The sequence below is a fragment of the Paraburkholderia sp. J69-1 genome, assembly GCF_905220255.1.
Classification (GTDB): domain Bacteria; phylum Pseudomonadota; class Gammaproteobacteria; order Burkholderiales; family Burkholderiaceae; genus Paraburkholderia.
The window spans coordinates 394,290-411,756 of record NZ_CAJMZG010000001.1; the positions used below are offsets into that span (position 1 = coordinate 394,290).

Sequence of the window (17,467 nt, forward strand, 5' to 3'; positions counted from 1 at the left end):
GCACCCCACTATGTAAAAACCGGCTTAACTGAGTGGGTATTCTAGCTGCGATAATGTTGTTGTAACGACGACGTAATAAACGGCAACAAATCTGTCCGGATGTAATTGCTCGTGACGCGCTGCGCATAAAGAAACGGCGCCGTTTCGGCGCCGTTCTAGATCTATTTACTCAAATCCTCGCGGATTATTTTCCTGCCAGCGCCAGTGGTCGACGCACATGCGCTCGATACCAAACTGTGCTTTCCAGCCGATCAGCTTCTCTGCCGTCGCGGGGTTGGCATAGCACTCAGCGATATCGCCCGGGCGGCGCGTGACGATCTCATACGGCACCGGTTTGCCCGAAGCCGCTTCAAACGCCTTCACAACTTCCAGCACGCTGTAACCGCGACCGGTGCCCAGATTGACCGTAAAGCCCTCATCGCGCGCAACCAGTGCGTCGAGCGCCTTCAAGTGACCCTGCGCCAGATCGACCACGTGAATGTAATCGCGCACGCCCGTGCCGTCCTGCGTCGGGTAATCGCCGCCGAACACACGCAGCTTTTCCAGCTTGCCCACCGCAACCTGCGCGACGAATGGCATGAGGTTGTTCGGAATGCCGGCCGGATCTTCGCCGATCAAACCGCTCTCATGCGCGCCAACCGGGTTGAAATAACGCAGCACTGCAATGCGCCATGACGGGTCCGAAATCACCACGTCGCGCAGAATCTGCTCGGCGATCAGCTTGGATTGGCCGTAGGGATTGGTCGCAGAAAGCGGGAAGGTTTCGTCGATGGGCGAGCGCTCGGGTACGCCATACACCGTTGCGGAAGAACTGAACACAAACTGCTTCACGCCATGCTGGCGCATCACGTCGAGCACGACGAGCAAGCCGTCGAGATTGTTGCGGTAATACTCGATGGGCTTAGCCACCGACTCACCCACGGCCTTGAGCGCCGCGAAGTGAATCACACCGGTGATCTTGTGCGCCTCGAAAATACGCGTGAGCGCCTGGGCATCGCGCACATCGGCGTTATAGAACGCGACTGGCTTGCCCGTAATACGCTCGACGCGGGCGAGCGACTCTTCGCGGCTGTTGACGAGATTGTCGACAGCGACCACGTCGAAGCCGCCATTGAGCAGCTCGACGCAGGTGTGCGAACCGATGAAGCCCGCGCCGCCTGTGACGAGGATCGTGCCTTTGGTGTGAGTCGCTGCCATGCTGTATTCCCGTGTGCTCTCGATATCGTTAGAAGCTCGATCCGGTAATGTCCTGGATCAAGTCCCGGTAGCGTTGTACCACAACCCGTTCGTCGAATTCTTTCTCGATTTTTTTCCGGCCGCGCACAGCCATGGCTTCGCGTTCGGACGGGGACATATCGAGCATTTTTGACAGAGCAACCGTAAGCGAAGTCGCATCGCGCGCTTCGCAGAGCAGGCCGTTTTCGCCATGAGAGACCACTTCGCGGCAACCGGGCACGTCGGTCGCGACAATCGGGCGGCCCATCGCGCTTGCTTCCATCAACGTGCGCGGCACGCCTTCGCGATAAGAGGGCAGGACCACGCAATCGGCGTTCGTAATGTAGGGGCGCACGTCGGCGGTTTCGCCCAGGTATTCGATCACGCCTTCGCTTTCCCAGGCGGCCACTTCTTCGCGCGAGATCGCGCTGGGGTTATCGACGCCGACCGGGCCGAGCAACTGGAAACGCGCCTGCGGATAGCGGCTTCGCACCTGACGCGCGGCTTCGACGTATTCGCCCACGCCCTTGTCCCACAGCAAACGGCCGATCAGCACGAAAACGAATTCGCCGCGCTCGGGCAGCGGCGCAAAAGCGTAGTCTAGGAGATCGACGCCTTCTCCGTGCAGCAGGCGCGCGCGCTCAGGATGCGCGAGCAAATTTTCTTCGCGGAAGGCGGTTTCATCGTCGCGATTCAAAAACCAGACTTCGCGCGGGAAGCGGAATGCAAAGCGATAAAGCCGCTTGGCCACCTGCGCGGCGCGGCTTTTCTGGATGAAAACGTAGCCCAGTCCCGTGGTGACCGCCAACGACGGCACGCGCGCGAGCCACGCCGCGACCGAGCCGTAGATGTTTGGCTTGATCGTGTAGTGGAAGACGACGTTGGGTTTCAGCGCGCGATAGTGTTTGAAAAGCGCGAGCAGCGTGCGCAGATCGTGCAGCGGATTCGTGCCTTTCGAGGCGACCGGCAAATCGATGCACTCGCAACCCATCTGCGCGAGCGGCTCGAAGGTGCGATCGCGCGGCGCGATGATGCTCACGCGTGCGCCGCTTTGTGTCAGCGCGCGTAGAAGGCCGCGTCGATAGGTGTAAATCGCCCACGCGGTGTTGCAGACGAGGGCGATGTGGAGAGCGTTGTCTTGGGCGCGGGAATTCACAGGCGGGACGATCTGGATGCGTGGCAGTGTGCGTGCGATGCGCGCAAACGGCACGAAAGGGCGGTCTGCTGCGGCGTGCAGCATTCTAACCGACGACTCGAGCGCGACGGGCCGTCAGATCGCGGCGAGTGAAGCCGATTTTCTTGAGCGAAACAAATGGCTCTTTGATGTAGTGCCTTAGAAGGGAAGCACGGCTGTCCTGCATGCAACGTTCCTGTAAACTTGGCGGCGCATCGCCCGCTTTCCCGCGTGCCCGCGCCCCAAGTCCAGCAACGTCCCGACCATGCTCCGATCCCTTGCCGCCCTGCTGATTTTCCAGTGTCTCGGCGAGAGCGTTTCATACGTTTTCTCGCTGCCCGTTCCCGGTCCCGTTATCGGCATGTTGCTGCTGTTCGCTTTCGCGATTATGCGGCCCGCTGCCGCTACAGCGATCGAACCCACTGCGCTCGAACTGCTGCGCCATCTCTCGCTGCTCTTTATTCCTGCGGGCGTGGGCATCATGGTGTCGGCGCAGGCAGTACGCGGCGAAGCGCTCGCGGTGATCGCGAGCCTGGTTTTGAGCACGACGCTCGGCATCGCCGTTACGGCGCTCGTCACGCGTGCATTGTTGCGCAGACAACGAAATCGCCATGCCGGGGAGGGCGCAGCGTGAACTCACATCTGCCGCTCGACAAACTCGACGCCATCTGGGTCTATCTCGCCGCGTCCCCGCTGCTTGGCCTCACGCTCACGCTGGTCGCGTATTTGATTGCGCTGAACGTGTACGCGCGCGCTAAGCACAATCCGCTGGCAAATCCCGTGTTGATTGCCGTGGCGATTGTGGTGATCGCGCTCAAACTCACTGACACGCCGTATCGAACCTACTTTGAAGGCGCGCAGTTCGTGCACTTCCTGCTCGGCCCGGCGACGGTCGCGCTGGCGCTGCCGCTTTATCGGCAGTGGGACAAACTGCGGCGCACCGCGCTGCCTTTGCTGGGCGGTCTGGTTGCGGGCTCACTAACGGCGATTATTTCGGCGGTGGGTATTGCGAAAGTACTGGGCGCGACGCCGCAAACGCTCGCGTCGATTGCGCCGAAGTCGGTGACGACGCCTATCGCCATGGCGGTCGCCGAAAAAGTCGGCGGTATTCCTTCGCTTACAGCGGTGCTCGTGATCTCGACGGGCGTGTTCGGCGCGGTAACGGCGCGCTGGATTTTGAATGTCGTCGGCGTGCGTGAAACCGAGGTGCGTGGTTTCGCGATCGGCGTGGCGTCGCACGGCATCGGCACTGCGCGCGCGTTTCAGGTGAGCGAGGAAATGGGCGCGTTTGCCGGGCTCGGCATGGGTTTGAATGGCGTGTTCACAGCGTTTGTCGTGCCGGTGTTGCTACCGATATTGCTGCGCTGGATATAAGGCTCCTGTCGGGAGCCAACCGGTGAGCACTCCGCTGCCTGCCGCACGTCGTCGGAGCAGGCAGTCAAATGACTTCTCGTTCGACGTACGTGCGGAGCTCTATAGCATGCTCGGTGTCGACCTCACAGCGATTCTATCTGGATCGTACCGCTGCTTAACATGCAAATGCGGACGCTCGCGACGCACACCGGTGGCTGGCTGCGCAGTGTGAAGGCATGCGACGAAGGCGGACTGCTGATGGAGATCGCGCTCGATAATGTCGATCGTGAAACGGTGTGCTGGCGAATCCACGTACGCAGATTTTCCCTACCTTTGGTTTATCCGCGGCTGCGCCTGCGCCGCGGGCGCGATTAAGAGCTGTGGCGAGTTCAGCACGACTTACGTGCTGAACTCGCCTGTACCTTATCCACCCGCAAACAACGCCCGCGTAACCTCCTGCAACGCGCCATAGGGCGTCACGACAGTTGCAGATCTGGTGTCAGGCAGCTCGCAGGTCAGCGCTTAGTGTGCAACCTGTCTCATACGCTTTCGACTCCCGAGAGCAGGGTTTTCTGCTTTCCATTCTTCTGCCGTGATACGCGTGAGGGCAAGCGCTGCGCCGACGCGCTCAAGTGCTTCACCGAGGCTGAGCAGTTCGCGCTGCGCGATGGCCCGATGAGCCAGCGCCAGGAGCGCCGTTTTAGGTGCGTCGTTGAAGCGTCCCGCGACGAGCTCTGCGTCGAAGTCACGTGCACCGTTCAGGACGGCAGCGATGGGAAGCTGGAGTTGATGGGCTTTTTCGAACACGGCCGGTGCGGGGAGTACCGCGTTGCGCGGTACGACGATCTGCGCCTGATCGGCGAATTGAAGGATCGCCGCGTACGCTTCCTCGAACGCTTGATCGTCCGCGGGGGCGGTGAACATCAGGTGGAGCTGCTTCGCGGCGAGTCCCGCAGAGAGCAGTGTCTCGATGGCGCTGCGCGCCTGTGTCTGGGAGTCGGTGTCCGCGGAGACGCACACAATCGCGGCCTTGAGTTCCTTGAGCACGCCGATGCGACTGCGAATGAATGTGGTGATTGCTGCACAGTGTTCGTGCGGAACGTCGAAGATTCCGCCACGTCTTGACGTCATCATTTCGCAATACATCTCGTCAAGCGGGAAGCCCGCGTGCTGCTCTGCGTCGCAGTCCTGATCACTGGATTGCGCGGGCGTGCCCAGCCTGTGCAGCAGCCCACCCGTGCGGGCGTGAAAAATTTGCGCCGCGCAAGCTTGTGCAGCGTTGCTCGAGCTCTGAAAGTAAATCACGATGTGCTGTTCCATCTCAATGATTCTCCTGTTAGACGGAGTAAAAATACGGTGCGTGTGGGTGACCGATCACGTGTCGGACACCCCGTTCATACCCGACGGTATATTGTTGTCGCTGGCCTGTCTGTTCATGCGACGTCGGCGGGAGCGGGCAAGCTGGGAGGATTCAAGTTTTTGATATTCGCGAGCCCTGAATGATTTCCAGACGCGGTTTTCGGTGGGGCGCCGTACACGTGGGATGACTGCCGAGCGCAGCTCCTGTGCGGGGTAGCCTGCATGCAAACAAATGAGCGTGACTGCGCTTAGCTTGACCAGCGCCTCATCGACGTCAATAGCCTGCCTGTCAAGATGCTGCGCGTAAGCGCGCAGAGCATCTGGCGATACCTCCTGAATGCTTTGAGGCCAATCACCGAGTGAGGCGAGAAAACGCTCAAAGGACTGCCAGTAAGGCAGTAGTGTCGCGCTGGCATGTTTGTCCTCGTAGCGTTCGATAACGCGTTGCGCCTCCTGGACGAGTGCCGACGCCGGCATGCTGGTCGCGTTGGCAAAGAGGGGGGACGGGTCGCTTCGTGTGGGTGTTGTCATAATCAGTTGTGCTGACAGGGTGAACGTAATCAATACAATCGGGGATCGCGAACATCGTCCGTTCACGATTCGGGGCAGGCATCAGGGAAATCGTGCCGCGTGCCGGCGGGGTGCTCTGGCTGTGCAGGTGTTTGCATGCCGTCAGTCTTTCGGTGGAGTGTCGTGGCTACAAAATCGCTCGGCAGGTGGATGACGGCGGGGAACCGGTGCCGGATTTCCCGGCAATAGACATCCAGGATCATCTTCAGCCGTGACGGACCGTGGCCCAGACGATCACTGAGCTCGGTGAGCACATCCAGGGGCGGAGTGCCCTGGTCCAGGCGACTGTTCGCAAACTCTTGCGCGAAGGTGTATCTCAGGGAATGACTGCCTCGTTCTCCGCGCATGGGGAGACGGTCAAACAAGGCCTTAAGCCTGGATTTCGCGCTTTTCAGATCGCCATGGCAGCCGGTAATCAATTCGAAGTTCCGGCTTTGGGCGAAGGCAAGCGCCGCTTCAACTGCGGCCAGCGTTGGAGCAGTTCTTCCAGGAAGTACTTCCGTCTCGCGGGGGCGAGCGTTCTTCGCGCCACGCTCAACCGGCAGGCGTAGTTCCCCTGCCAGGATCCGGTCTCGCCAGCTTTCAAGGGATCGCGCAGACATCAAGGCTTCGCGACTTCGCAGACCGAGCCAGCGCATGAGCGAGATGATATGGACGAGACCCTCGTCAATTTTTCCTGCAAGACTCACCAGTTCATGAAATTCATCCGGCGTGAGCGAGCGGTGTTTTCCAGAGCGGTCGCGCCTTTCCAGTTTCAGCGACCTGCTATGGATCGACAAGGCGAACGTCTGACCCGCACCGGCGTGAATCACGGCAAGGGATGCCCTGATGTTCGCCAGGGTGCCAGGTTTCATGTCGCCCGCCACGAGGAACATGATGAACAATTCGATCATCCACGGCTGGGCGTCGTTGACCCTGGCCAGGGTATGGCCGATATCGCTGCAAAAACGCGAAAATTCGCGCCAGTGAAGGCGGCGGTGGTACTGCGTATCGAGGCTGCCGCCGAGCTGTTTGCTCAGTTTCGTGGCATGGTGGACACCTTGAGCGCGTTTGCCCATTCGTACTCCTATCGAGGTCAGCGTGCACCTTGAGACCCCCCCGTGCGCGCGGTGCGCTCGCGCACGGGAGCGGGTAGAAACCCGATGTGTCAGTTTGTGTTTCCGGTCAGCGAAGTGAGCCGGACCGCTCAAGGAGTGCGGATAGCGGCGATGGACTTTGCGGTGTGATTGCGCTGGAAGGACGGGCAGACTCCGGATTGTTTAACTGGAGGTCCAGTGCAAAGCGCACGGGAAAGGTCTGCATGCTGGGAGTTGATGAGCCCGGAGGGGTAGTCGATGTCCACGTGCGCGGAACAATCGCCTGACGGTCGTGCGCCTTGCGACGCATGGGCAGTTGAATTGCGTGAATCGGACCATGCGCGTGTTGCCGCGCGGTCGATTGAGAACGAGCCTGAATAGCTTGAAGGCGCCTGAGTGGCGCGATGCAGACCGTACTACGTCACTAACGCACGACACGGTAATTCGTGCCGCAATTGCCTGACGTCAGTTCCATCAATGCCGTGGGTTGTCCACGGTTTTCTGGTGTGGCGAGCTAGCAGTTTGCTGCTGCATTGGTCGAAGCCGCTCGTGCCTCGCCTGAACAAATAGGAGGGGGCACGCAGCGGCAACCCTCCTTCCTGAAAAGGACGAAGGGTTTGGTTTCGCCTGATCAGGAGCCTGATCAGGGGGGGAGCCTTAGCTCCTGCTTTTTCACATGTTTCCGATTAAACGGCGGAGTAAAACTTTGTGCTGATTATGGTACGAGCGATTCGAAAATGCAAATCCCTCCTGTACCGTGCAGGGTAGGTCAGGGGGCGGGCTGCGCGCCTGACTACGGGGATCAGACCGAAGCAAGCGCGCGTCAATCTGTAAGGCATTGACTATTCGTGAGTTTTTAATTCACGATTTGCCCAAATGAAGGTTTTTCGGACAAACGTGAATTCAGGTGAGGACACTTTGTGTGTGCCAGCACTCTCGGTAAAACGATCGTCTATGCCTGATCGATCAGCACGGAGCGGCCACCAGATGGGTTAGCAGGTGCTCTTTAAGTGCGTCGTCCGAGAGCTCGCCGATGTCACGATCAAGTTTGGTGCTGAACAACTGGGCGATGCGCTGGACCACGCGTGCGCGAGCAGCCGTTGTGCGCGAGCCAAGGTCAACGCCGACAGTGGAGCCGACATAAAGGTGATGCCCCTCATCGACGTACAGAGCATCTGGTCCGGGGGGGGCAAAGGCGTGCGCCTCGAGCAGGCGGGTCAGACGTACGTCAGGTTGGAGGAAGGCGGGTTCCCACCATTGCTTGTCAGCCGGCGTCTTGCGGTGCTCGCTCAGCATGAACGGATGCTCCAGCATGACCTTGAGGTAGAGCGTACAGTGAATGCTGTCGCATGGTCGGTTGGTCTCGCCGCACGTCCCTGGCGCTGCGTGAACGGCGAGCGTGCCCCACGGGCGCTCGGCATGCCAAACCTGTTGCGACTCCAGTCGTTTGAGCTTGCTCAGATAGGCCGGCGTGGTACGCAGGGAGTGGGCATCATTGACCCACCGTTCAAGATGTTCTTCCCAGTCAATGTGCTTGAAGTGCTGGCGTAGCGCATGATCGAGTGCGATTGCGTCGAGCACGTAGGTGGGCAATGGCCCCATGACCAAGCCCAACGGCTGGACCAGCGCAGTCTCTAGCGCATTCAGTCGCCAGGCTTTTGCCCGCGAGATTTTGTTCCTGCTCGTCATTCAGACTTTCTCCCAACATTGAGTGAAAACGATTGAGGCCGATGCACCGGGCAGGCTTTGCCTCACCTCTGCGCGACCTTCTCGACAACGCGTTAAGTGTGGCAGCGCCAGTCGCCCCAGGTTGAGGAGAAAGACGGGGCAAATAGGCCTTCATTCGTGTTCTGCTCAACGTATGCGTGCGGTGCGCATTCCACACGGCTCGCACATCGGCGTTTTGCTGGACCCAATCTGCGTGGGCGCCACGCTCAGCCGCTGACTACGTAGACCGAAAGGCGCGCGTGTAACTGGACAACATTGAGCGGGTTTCGTTGATCTCCGCTCGCGGCGCCACCCGACTTGCATCCGCAAATTTCGGGGGAATACTGGTCAGGCAAATCTCCTCAGGGCCTGGGGAGACCCCATTCCTCACCTGATCAGCGGAGCGTTCTGATGAAAGATGACGAAGCGAACTCATTCCGGCTCGACACCCCTTGCGGCAGGCGGTGCGTACCATGCGAGTCGATGATGTGCGACCCGCGCGAGCAATACTGTGATTGCGGATCTCGCACAGAAGCAGATGTTGCCGCCTGTGCGAGCATTGAAAGAAGCGAGAGCGGGATTGCCTCCCATGTGCGAGCCCGTTTTCGCATCTTGGCGGGAGAAGCCGGTGCTGGCATTTCACATCACACCGTCGATTGCGTCACCACTGCGTTGCTGGCGCGCTTACTCGCAGATTCCGATGACGCCTTGCGGTGCATTCTTGCTTTCGCCGCGGTGCGCAGTCGGTACGCTGGTGCGGAATCCGTGACCGTGACGCTCGAAGACATTCGGGTTGCCTTGTCGATGAATGTCTCGCCATCACCAGGACGATGACGTCGTGGACAAACGCGTGGAACGCGGCATCGGTTGGCCACCCCTAAACCGCACAGTTCACCGCCCGTTGCGCGTCACTGCCTGCATGGGGAGCGCAAAAGAGTCTGCATAGCCTTGGATATCGCCCGAGTGCGGGCCGCGCATGTGCGGCCCGTCGGCCGTGGCGTGCAAGTTTGACTCGCTCGCTGGGCTTTCCGGGAATCAGCGATGGCGCTCAGACCATACTTTCGAACCCGCGCTGCACCCACTGCCGATATAGCCCGTAGCCGCGCGGACCCGCCTCATAAACCACACGCACGTGCGAAGCCTTTGATTGCAGCCGCTGCACAGCCAATCGATATCCGTTTAGGTTGTGCCGATCTTGCCAAGCGATTCGACCTGGTCCAGCCGGTGTTCCTGTTGAGTTTCTGGATATAGAGAACCATACTCGAGGACAAAGGGAGCGCGATATGTTTTGTTTGAATGTTTTTAACTCTAATCACTGAACTATCAACGTCAATGGCAATTTTCACCATGAAGAAGCTTAAGCGGTGGCTGGTCTTGCCGCTCATGTTGTTGCTCTCGCAAGGTTACGCGGCTGCGCAGGACGAATATCGGATGACGGGTGCTGCCCAGTTTGAACGTGGCAGTGATTTTCACCATCTCTCGTTGCCAGTGAATCCAGCGCTGGCCGGCTTGCTGACTTTCGATGGTACTGCGTTCACCTATCACGAGACTGGCAACCAGTGCAGCGTGAAGGTCGAAAAAAAGATGAGCTTCTATGTTGACCCCGTCATCTCGCATTCGTTCGGGTCATTGGAAAAGTTCAATGAATTTCTGCGCAGCAAGTTCCACGCGAATGGTGGCGCGATGACAGACATCTATCTTCTCGGCGATGCGGGTACGCCGCTCTGTCAGGGGCTTCGCTATGTGGCGATCGATAAGTCGTCCGACGAATTGATACTACTCGACGGTTCCTGGGCATATGCGTTTGAGCGTCAGACGAGTGCGCCATCAAACGCAGAAAAGAGTTTTGACTGCAAAAAAGCGAGTACGAAAGTTGAACACTTGATCTGCAATAACCCAGACTTGGTGAAACTCGATGCAACGGTGAATCGCGGATATGTCACCATGCGATTAATCGATTCGAAGGAGATCTCGTATCAGGATCCTGTACGGCTAAACCAGGTCAATTGGATTCGGACGGTTCGTAATGCATGTGCGGATAAGGCGTGCCTGGTGGATGCTTATCGCGCTCGTGTGCAGGACATAAAAGGAAAAATCGCAACGAGCGATCCAAACTATCCCGAAGACAATTCTGAACAAGAAGGTGACTGATTGGAGCGTGCGGTGCCTTCGCAGCTGCGCGTATTCGTTTCCCTACAACTCGGACACGAGGTGACCTATGGCACTGTCGATCAGTGTCGTAGGCGATTCCACATCGCATGGTGGACGTGTGATTACTGGTTCAGACGTCCATACGATCGATGGCAAGTCTATCGCACGTCTTAACGATTTAGTCGATCGTCCTGAGCGCTATCCAGACGGACGTCCGCATGGTGTGAACAAAATCGTCGAGGCGCAGTCGAGCTTTACGATTGGCGGTGAACATGCCGCCTTACATGGCCATCGTACAGAGTGCGGCTGCAACTCTGATTGGAAGTACGACTGCGCGGGTTGGCGATCAGTGATTGTCAGCCAAATTGTCGCTCACGGTGCCTGGAAAACCAGGGAGCGGCGCGAGCGGGGCGGTGCCGTTAGCATCCAATTGGCCCTTATGCCGCAGCTTACGATACGTTTGGCGTGCGTGAGCGTTCAGTAGCGCTGCGCCCAAGACCGCAGCGCGGGCTGAGCCCGCAGGGCTCGCCGCAGCGGTGCTGTCTACGGCATGCCTGTGTGCGGAATCTCTTTTTCCTGACGGGGGACTTCTTTCAGCCCGCAAACAACGCCCGCTTCACCTTCTGCAACGCCCCATAAGGCGTCACAAAATGCAGCAGGTTTTTCGCAATCCCGGCCCAGTCGCGCCAGTTCAGCACATTCAGATAACGCGCCTGCAAACGCAGCGTCGAAGCGATCTGCTTGCGCCGCTTGGTCGCGCTGATGCCGCCTTCGTTCAGCTCGTAATACAGCCCAAGCTCCGGCAGATTCGCGCAGTCATAGCGCTCCATCAAGCGCAAAAACAGATCGAGATCTTCAGCCGCCGGATACTGCACGCGATAGTTGCCTACATCCAGCACCGCATCGATACGCAACATCACCGAAGGATGCACGAGCGGCGAGCGCAGCATGCGCGTCTTGCGCAGCGTGCGGGCATCGGCGGGCGGGCGCAGCATGAAGAGCGGGTCGCCCGCGCGCGTGACCACCTGCGTCCACGTGCCAAGCGCAGCAAGCTTCGGCTCCGCCTCCATGCGCACACGTTGCTTCTCAAGCCGCAGAGGCGCAGCAAGATCGCCCGCATCGATACGCGCGGCGTAACGAAACCCACGCGTGGCCAGCGCTTTCATACCGGCTTCGAGCGCCCGCTCGATACCGCCGTTCTTCGCCATGCGCAGCACTTCGATCTGCATGCCCGGCAGTTCAGGCGCGACGATAGGCGGCGTGCTGCCGTCATCGACCACGAGCGCATAGACACGCGCGTCTTCGGCAAACGAAGCAAGCGAGCGCTCGACATCGGCCTGGCCGTTATAGGCGGGCATCAGCACGGCCACATCAGCAAGTGCGCCCGTGCGGGTCAGGTTCGAAGCAGCGGGAGAATTCGTCATGAAGCCAGCTTGAAGCGGATGTAATAGAAGTTCACGCACGCCGCCGCGAGATAACCGATCGCGAGCCCAACCAGCGCGCCATATGCGCCCATGCGCGCAATCGCCACGAGGTTCACCACGAACGCCACCGCGAGCGCGAGCAGCCATTTTGCGAGCAGGACGTATTTCGCCTGATATTTGAGCACCACCAGATTGCCAATCGCCTCGATGCCCGCGGGCAGCGAGAGCCACACGGCCCAGCGGAAGATGCCGATTGCTTGCGCGTAATCCGGCCCGAACACGCGATGGATGATGAAGCCCGCGAGCGCGTCGAGCACCAGCGCGCCCGCCACCATCAACGCAGCCGTCATCGCGAACAGACGCACCAGATTACGCTTGAGTTGCGCGGCTTCCTGCACGCGATAGACAAACGCGGGCGCGATGGTTTGCGAAAGCATCAGCGCAAGCGTGATCCAGTTTTCGTTGAGCTGTTGCGCGGCGGAGTAACGCCCGAGATCGGCGAAAGAAATCGTGCGTTCGAGCATCAGCCGGTCGAGCTTCAGAAACAGATACATACAGATCAGGCCGATCCAGAACACCGTGCCTGCCGTCGCGAAATGCCGGAAGAGCGTGCGGTCCACATGCCAGTTGAGCTTGCCACCGTGACGGCTGCGGTAATACAGCACCAGCACCGCGCCGATGGCCGCCGATTCGATCGCCCACAGCCAGCCGAAGCTGCCCGGCGTGAACGCCGCGCGCGCGAGCAGGAACACGAGCAGCGCCTTGACGATGGCGGTGCTCATACTCGCCAGCAATTGCGGCTTGCTGTACGTCATGCTCTGCAGCCACGCATTGATGACGCCCACGAACGGCTCGCGAAACAACATCGTGACCGCGAGGCCTGCGAGCATCGCGCCTACCATCGGATCGGTCGCGCCCATCGCGATACCGCCCCACGTCACGAGCAGCGCCACGGCCGACACGCCGATGCGCAAGGCAAACGCGCTGCCGAGCACCGTGCCGGTTTCCTCGCGCGGTTTGTTGACAATGGTCGGCACGAGAATTTCGGCGCCGCAGACCCAGGTGATGGGCGCGAGCACCAGCAGCAGCGTGTTGGCGTACTGCCATTTGCCGAACACATCCGGGCCGAAGTAGCGTGCCAGCACACCGCTGACGACGATGGCCACGGCAATCTGTGTCACGCGCTCGAGGCCCAGCCAGACGATGTTGGCGAAGGCGCGCGTGACGTCGGGGTTGGCGAAGCGTTTGAGGCTCAGCATGCGTGACACCCGCCGTGAAGCGCATGGGCACGGCGCGTGCGCACCCGCGGTCCCCTCATGCACGCCGGGTAGTACGCTGGATCGCGCGTCGGCGCACACGCCAGCACGGGCGCGGATTTTGTCGTCTGGAAGAAACGGCGAGGCATTAAAATAGGTGCGTAACCTTCGGCGGATGCCGAAAACCCGCAATTATAGTTTGTAACGGATCCCTCTTTTCGTAACGACCGGTCCCGTTCCGGTAGCAAAACATGTTACGAATAGACCCCCCGACTTTCCATCGCACGGTGAGCCTCATCATGACTTCTCAATCGATTTTCAAGGCCTATGACATTCGTGGCGTGATCGGCAAGACGCTCGACACGGATACGGCGTACGCCATCGGCCAGGCGTTTGGCAGCGAGGTGCGTGCGCAGGGCGGCGACGCGGTGGTGATCGCCCGCGACGGCCGTCTTTCGGGTCCGGATCTGTCGTCCGCGCTGGCCGATGGCCTGCGTGCTGCGGGCGTCGACGTCGTCAACGTGGGCATGGTGCCCACGCCGGTTGGCTATTTCGCGGCCAGCGTGCCGCTGAACCTTCCCACGGGCGAGCGCAGCGTCGATTCCTGCATCGTCGTGACGGGCAGCCACAATCCGCCCGACTACAACGGTTTCAAGATGGTCCTGCGCGGCAAGGCCATCTACGGCGAGCAGATTCAGGCGCTGTACCAGCGCATCGTCGACAAACGTTTCGAAACCGGCGCAGGCACCTATGCCGACTACGATATCGCCGATGAATATGTCGCGCGCATCGTCGGCGACGTGAAGCTCGCGCGTCCGCTGAAGATCGTGGTCGACACCGGCAACGGCGTCGCGGGCGATCTCGCGCCGCGTCTGTTCAAGGCGATGGGTTGCGAGCTGGTCGAACTGTTCACGGACATCGACGGCAACTTCCCGAATCACCACCCGGACCCGGCCCACCCGGAAAACCTCCAGGACGTGATCCGCGCGCTCAAGGAAACGGATGCCGAAATCGGCTTCGCGTTCGATGGCGACGGCGACCGTCTGGGCGTGGTGACGAAAGACGGCCAGATCATTTACCCGGACCGTCAACTGATGCTGTTCGCGGAAGAAGTGCTCTCGCGCAACCCGGGCAAGCAGATCATTTACGACGTCAAGTGCACGCGTAACCTGGCGAAGTGGGTCAAGGCCAAGGGCGGCGAGCCGCTGATGTGGAAGACCGGCCACTCGCTCGTGAAGGCGAAGCTGCGTGAAACCGGCGCGCCGCTGGCGGGCGAAATGAGCGGCCACGTGTTCTTCAAGGACCGCTGGTACGGTTTCGACGACGGCCTGTACACGGGCGCGCGTCTGCTGGAAATCCTCGCGCGCGTCCAGGACCCGAGCAAGCTGCTCAACGATCTGCCGAACTCCACGGCCACGCCGGAACTGCAACTGAAGCTGGAAGAAGGCGAGAACTTCGCGCTGATCGCCAAGCTCCAGCAAAACGCGAAGTTCACCGGCGCGGACGAAGTCATCACCATCGACGGTCTGCGCGTGGAATACCCGGACGGCTTCGGTCTGGCGCGTTCGTCGAACACCACGCCGGTGGTCGTCATGCGTTTCGAAGCCGATAACGAAGCCGCGCTCGCGCGTATTCAGGCCGACTTCAAGCGCGTGATCCTGGCTGAGAAGGCCGACGCGAAGCTGCCGTTCTAAGCCTCGCCGGGCGCCTGAGCGCCTGAATTGCGCTGATCGCGGCGCCGTGCGGTTTTTCCGCCCGGCGCCGCGCCATTTGTGGCATCCGTTTTGCGATCGCCGTTTATGCTGGCGACTCCTGCGCGCGAGAGCGGGAAGGATTGGGAGGGGCCGGGAAGGCAGTTCTGGCGCTTATATCCGCACTTTTCCCCCGCTTTTTCGCTCAACTCCCCGCGGCGCGCTAAAATTGCGCACCTTTTTTAACCTGTCCGCCTGAATCAGTCCGAGTTTGCCTTGAGCGTGCAAAAGATCCTTATCGTGCGCGTGTCGTCGCTTGGCGACGTCGTCCACAACATGCCCGCCATCGCCGACATCCGGCGGCGGTATCCCGACGCCCAGATCGACTGGCTCGTCGAGGAAAGCTTCCAGTCGCTCGTCGAGCTGGTGCATGGCGTGCGCCGTGCCATTCCGTTTTCGCTGCGCCGCTGGCGCAAGCGCTTGCTGTCGGGCGCCAACTGGCGCGAGATCGGCGCGTTCCGCCGGGCGCTCGCCGCCGAAAAATACGATCTCGTGATCGACTGCCAGGGGCTGATCAAGACCGCCTGGGTCGCGAGCTGGGCGCGCGGGCCGCTGGTTGGTCTGGGCAATCGTACCGATGGCGCGGGCTACGAATGGCCCGTGCGTTTCTTCTACGACCGCTCGATCCGCATCGAGCCGCGCACCCACGTGGTCGAGCGCACGCGCCAGCTGGTGGCGGGCGCACTCGAACTGCCGCCGCCGTCGCCGAATGACGAGATCGACTTCGGTATCGACACGTTCCGCGCCGCCCAGGCGCTCGCGGGCCTCGGCCTGAACCTGCCGGTGCCTTATGTCGTGTTCGTGCACGCCACGTCGCGCGCCGACAAGCAATGGCCCGACGCCCACTGGATCGAGCTGGGCCAGGCGCTGGTGCGCCGTGGCGCGTCGCTCGTGCTGCCGTGGGGCAGCGAGTCCGAGCGCGCGACCAGCGAGCGCCTTGCGCGCGAGTTCGGCGAAGCTGCCATCGTGCCGCCGAAGCTGTCGCTGCCCGCCGTGGTCGGCCTGATCGACGGCGCGGCGGCCACCGTGGGCGTCGATACCGGCCTCGTGCACATCGCGGCGGCGCTGAAGCGCCCGACCGTCGAGTTGTACAATTTCGCGACCGCCTGGCGCACCGGCGGCTACTGGTCGCCGAATGTCGTCAATCTCGGCACGGCTGGCCAGCCGCCCACGCTCGCCCAGGTCAAGGGCGCGCTCGCGGGCTTCGGCCTGCTTTGAGTGGAACGCGCCATGCGCGCAAGCGCGCGGGGTGCGGCAACGTGCTCCAGCTTCTTTGTCGGAAAAGCCTGACAGGCTGCGGCGCATCAAGGCGCGCATTGCGGACCGTGCGGTATAAGGGTCGGCGCGCGCGGCGCCCGGTCCCGAAGCTACGAGGTCCGGCGCGCTGGCGCGCAACCCGGGCACGGGCGGTATCCGCCTCGCTGACAGCCTGCGCAACCGCGCGCGTCAGCGCCTTGATCCGCCGGACTTTCCCGCCAGGCATCCAGATCCATCGCTTCCAGAGGCGACCATGAACGAATCCCAGATCATCGAAATCACTTCCGCCGACTGGCAAGGGCAGTGTCTGCCGATGCCGCGCGAGCAACTGCTCGATGCGGTCGAGCAGGGCAAGGTGCTGTATTTTCCCAAGCTGGAATTCGCGATCGAAGGCGGCGAGCGCGCGCTGCTCGATCCGGCCATCGCCGATCCCAAGCGCAAGAACATCAGCCTCGATCCGAACGGCGGCGCGCTGCACGGCGTGCTCGGCGATACGGTGACGCAGTCGGCCGTGCGCGCGCTGGTCGCGCGTTATCAGGCCTGCGCGCGCTCGCTCGTCGACGGCCTCTTTCCCGAGTACACCGGCAAGCTGCGCGTGGCGCCCACGAGCCTGCGTCTGCATCAGGTGGAAACGCGCGAAACCTCGTGGCGCAAGGACGATTCGCGCCTGCACGTGGACGCGTTCCCGTCGCGCCCGAACTACGGCGAGCGCATCCTGCGCGTGTTCACCAACGTCAATCCCAACGGCGCGCCGCGCGTGTGGCGCGTGGGCGAGCCGTTCGAGGACATGGCAAAGCGCTTCCTGCCGAATATCAAGGCGCAGATGCCGGGCTCGGCGTGGCTGCAGAACCTGCTGCACATCACCAAGTCGCCGCGCAGCGAGTACGACCATCTGATGCTCAATCTGCACGACGGCATGAAGGCCGATCTCGATTATCAGAAGGCCTGCCCGCAAGAGACCATCGGCTTTCCGCCGGGCAGCGTCTGGGTGTGTTTCTCCGATCACACCTCGCACGCGGTCATGTCCGGCCAGTTCATGATGGAACAGACTTTCTTCCTGCCGGCGAAGGACATGGTGCACCCCGAATGGGCGCCGCTGGGCATTCTGCAACGCCTCAAGGGCAAGGAACTGGTTTGATGCCGACGATGAGTACGAGCGCACCCGAAGCCCGCG

At 61.0% G+C, this 17,467-nt stretch carries 15 protein-coding genes and 2 pseudogenes; 8 read left to right on the top strand and 9 right to left on the bottom strand.

Going from position 1 to position 17,467, the window contains the following annotated elements; translation table 11 throughout:
- Positions 1 to 165 precede the first annotated feature (165 nt).
- Positions 166 to 1,197 (bottom strand): UDP-glucose 4-epimerase GalE, encoded by a 1,032-nt coding sequence (galE, locus tag U5A67_RS01790; RefSeq protein ID WP_321814307.1) that lies wholly within the window; start codon positions 1,195 to 1,197, stop codon positions 166 to 168.
- A gap of 28 nt (positions 1,198 to 1,225) precedes the next feature.
- The gene (locus tag U5A67_RS01795) at positions 1,226 to 2,371 is read right to left on the bottom strand and encodes a glycosyltransferase family 4 protein (protein WP_321959669.1); all 1,146 of its coding nucleotides are present in this window, start codon (positions 2,369 to 2,371) and stop codon (positions 1,226 to 1,228) included.
- Positions 2,372 to 2,654: 283 nt separating this feature from the next.
- Here U5A67_RS01795 and U5A67_RS01800 point away from each other — a divergent pair, with 283 nt between their 5' ends.
- Positions 2,655 to 3,023 carry a CidA/LrgA family protein gene (locus U5A67_RS01800; protein WP_321814309.1) on the top strand — a complete coding sequence of 123 codons (369 nt, stop codon included), beginning with the start codon at positions 2,655 to 2,657 and terminating at the stop codon, positions 3,021 to 3,023.
- Positions 3,020 to 3,763, top strand: coding sequence for an LrgB family protein (locus U5A67_RS01805; RefSeq protein WP_321814310.1), 744 nt, complete (start codon positions 3,020 to 3,022; stop codon positions 3,761 to 3,763). Before U5A67_RS01800 ends, U5A67_RS01805 begins: the two co-directional genes overlap by 4 nt.
- A gap of 501 nt (positions 3,764 to 4,264) precedes the next feature.
- Here the strand turns inward: U5A67_RS01805 and U5A67_RS01810 are convergent.
- From U5A67_RS01810 to U5A67_RS01825, 4 genes are all read right to left on the bottom strand, one after another.
- Positions 4,265 to 5,062 carry a hypothetical protein gene (locus U5A67_RS01810; protein WP_321814312.1) on the bottom strand — a complete coding sequence of 266 codons (798 nt, stop codon included), beginning with the start codon at positions 5,060 to 5,062 and terminating at the stop codon, positions 4,265 to 4,267.
- A gap of 54 nt (positions 5,063 to 5,116) precedes the next feature.
- Positions 5,117 to 5,665 carry a hypothetical protein gene (locus U5A67_RS01815; protein ID WP_321959670.1) on the bottom strand — a complete coding sequence of 183 codons (549 nt, stop codon included), beginning with the start codon at positions 5,663 to 5,665 and terminating at the stop codon, positions 5,117 to 5,119.
- 29 nt (positions 5,666 to 5,694) lie between these two features.
- Complete coding sequence (locus tag U5A67_RS01820) at positions 5,695 to 6,729, bottom strand: integrase domain-containing protein (RefSeq protein ID WP_321814314.1); 1,035 nt, start codon at positions 6,727 to 6,729, stop codon at positions 5,695 to 5,697.
- Positions 6,730 to 7,713: 984 nt separating this feature from the next.
- Complete coding sequence (locus U5A67_RS01825; RefSeq protein WP_321814315.1) at positions 7,714 to 8,436, bottom strand: hypothetical protein; 723 nt, start codon at positions 8,434 to 8,436, stop codon at positions 7,714 to 7,716.
- Between the two features lie 429 nt (positions 8,437 to 8,865).
- On the opposite strand from U5A67_RS01825, the gene U5A67_RS01830 reads away from it, so the two are divergent.
- Positions 8,866 to 9,288, top strand: coding sequence for a hypothetical protein (locus U5A67_RS01830; protein ID WP_321814316.1), 423 nt, complete (start codon positions 8,866 to 8,868; stop codon positions 9,286 to 9,288).
- A 217-nt stretch (positions 9,289 to 9,505) separates the two neighbouring features.
- Here U5A67_RS01830 and U5A67_RS01835 read toward each other — a convergent pair.
- Positions 9,506 to 9,672: pseudogene (locus U5A67_RS01835) on the bottom strand (IS110 family transposase); the annotation flags it as partial.
- A gap of 129 nt (positions 9,673 to 9,801) precedes the next feature.
- Here U5A67_RS01835 and U5A67_RS01840 point away from each other — a divergent pair.
- A complete protein-coding gene (locus U5A67_RS01840) occupies positions 9,802 to 10,605 on the top strand; it encodes a hypothetical protein (protein ID WP_321814317.1) in 804 nt (267 codons plus the stop codon).
- Between the two features lie 67 nt (positions 10,606 to 10,672).
- A pseudogene (locus tag U5A67_RS01845) lies at positions 10,673 to 10,958 on the top strand (PAAR domain-containing protein).
- Positions 10,959 to 11,198: 240 nt separating this feature from the next.
- Here the strand turns inward: U5A67_RS01845 and U5A67_RS01850 are convergent.
- Together U5A67_RS01850 and U5A67_RS01855 are read right to left on the bottom strand one after the other, a co-directional pair.
- Entirely contained in the window at positions 11,199 to 12,029 is an 831-nt protein-coding gene (locus tag U5A67_RS01850) for a glycosyltransferase (RefSeq protein ID WP_321814318.1), read from the bottom strand.
- On the bottom strand, positions 12,026 to 13,288 hold the full coding sequence (locus U5A67_RS01855; RefSeq protein ID WP_321814319.1) for an oligosaccharide flippase family protein: 1,263 nt from the start codon (positions 13,286 to 13,288) through the stop codon (positions 12,026 to 12,028). Before U5A67_RS01855 ends, U5A67_RS01850 begins: the two co-directional genes overlap by 4 nt.
- A 296-nt stretch (positions 13,289 to 13,584) precedes the next feature.
- Here U5A67_RS01855 and U5A67_RS01860 point away from each other — a divergent pair, with 296 nt between their 5' ends.
- The 3 genes from U5A67_RS01860 to U5A67_RS01870 all read left to right on the top strand — a co-directional run bounded on the left by U5A67_RS01860 (position 13,585) and on the right by U5A67_RS01870 (position 17,431).
- Positions 13,585 to 14,979 carry a phosphomannomutase/phosphoglucomutase gene (locus tag U5A67_RS01860; protein WP_321814320.1) on the top strand — a complete coding sequence of 465 codons (1,395 nt, stop codon included), beginning with the start codon at positions 13,585 to 13,587 and terminating at the stop codon, positions 14,977 to 14,979.
- A 273-nt stretch (positions 14,980 to 15,252) separates the two neighbouring features.
- Positions 15,253 to 16,254, top strand: coding sequence for a lipopolysaccharide heptosyltransferase I (gene waaC / locus U5A67_RS01865; RefSeq protein ID WP_415767591.1), 1,002 nt, complete (start codon positions 15,253 to 15,255; stop codon positions 16,252 to 16,254).
- A gap of 292 nt (positions 16,255 to 16,546) precedes the next feature.
- Positions 16,547 to 17,431: a Kdo hydroxylase family protein gene (locus tag U5A67_RS01870; protein ID WP_321814321.1), complete on the top strand. Its 885-nt coding sequence runs from the start codon at positions 16,547 to 16,549 to the stop codon at positions 17,429 to 17,431.
- Positions 17,432 to 17,467: the final 36 nt, after the last annotated feature.

Bases quoted from the DNA above. Each gene is read 5' to 3' on its own strand.
- galE (WP_321814307.1), bottom strand. From the start codon at position 1,197: ATGGCAGCGACTCACACCAAAGGCACGATCCTCGTCACAGGCGGCGCG.
- U5A67_RS01800 (WP_321814309.1), top strand. From the start codon at position 2,655: ATGCTCCGATCCCTTGCCGCCCTGCTGATTTTCCAGTGTCTCGGCGAG.
- U5A67_RS01810 (WP_321814312.1), bottom strand. From the start codon at position 5,062: ATGGAACAGCACATCGTGATTTACTTTCAGAGCTCGAGCAACGCTGCA.
- U5A67_RS01820 (WP_321814314.1), bottom strand. From the start codon at position 6,729: ATGGGCAAACGCGCTCAAGGTGTCCACCATGCCACGAAACTGAGCAAA.
- U5A67_RS01825 (WP_321814315.1), bottom strand. From the start codon at position 8,436: ATGACGAGCAGGAACAAAATCTCGCGGGCAAAAGCCTGGCGACTGAAT.
- U5A67_RS01830 (WP_321814316.1), top strand. From the start codon at position 8,866: ATGAAAGATGACGAAGCGAACTCATTCCGGCTCGACACCCCTTGCGGC.
- U5A67_RS01840 (WP_321814317.1), top strand. From the start codon at position 9,802: ATGAAGAAGCTTAAGCGGTGGCTGGTCTTGCCGCTCATGTTGTTGCTC.
- U5A67_RS01850 (WP_321814318.1), bottom strand. From the start codon at position 12,029: ATGACGAATTCTCCCGCTGCTTCGAACCTGACCCGCACGGGCGCACTT.
- U5A67_RS01855 (WP_321814319.1), bottom strand. From the start codon at position 13,288: ATGCTGAGCCTCAAACGCTTCGCCAACCCCGACGTCACGCGCGCCTTC.
- U5A67_RS01860 (WP_321814320.1), top strand. From the start codon at position 13,585: ATGACTTCTCAATCGATTTTCAAGGCCTATGACATTCGTGGCGTGATC.
- U5A67_RS01870 (WP_321814321.1), top strand. From the start codon at position 16,547: ATGAACGAATCCCAGATCATCGAAATCACTTCCGCCGACTGGCAAGGG.